Below are 242 nucleotides of genomic sequence, written 5' to 3' on the forward strand. Positions count from 1 at the left end.
CCTGATACAGAACTCTCTTCAGTCTTGTCTTGCTAGCTCCGCCAGTAGGACTCGAACCTACGACATCATGATTAACAGTCATGCGCTACTACCAACTGAGCTATGGCGGATTAGATAGTCCGTACGGGATTCGAACCCGTGTTACCGCCGTGAAAAGGCGGTGTCTTAACCCCTTGACCAACGGACCTCATATGTCCTTTTTTGAACATATTCCATTATATCAGCTTTTCTTCCTTTGTCAA

Annotated in this window: 2 tRNA genes; both read right to left on the bottom strand. The window is 46.3% G+C overall.

Going from position 1 to position 242, the window contains the following annotated elements:
* Positions 1 to 36: 36 nt before the first annotated feature.
* Positions 37 to 110: transfer RNA gene (locus STRDD11_RS13520), tRNA-Asn, on the bottom strand.
* A 5-nt stretch (positions 111 to 115) separates the two neighbouring features.
* Positions 116 to 187, bottom strand: a tRNA-Glu gene (locus STRDD11_RS13525).
* Positions 188 to 242: the final 55 nt, after the last annotated feature.

The organism is Streptococcus sp. DD11 (assembly GCF_001578865.1).
Classification (GTDB): domain Bacteria; phylum Bacillota; class Bacilli; order Lactobacillales; family Streptococcaceae; genus Streptococcus; species Streptococcus panodentis.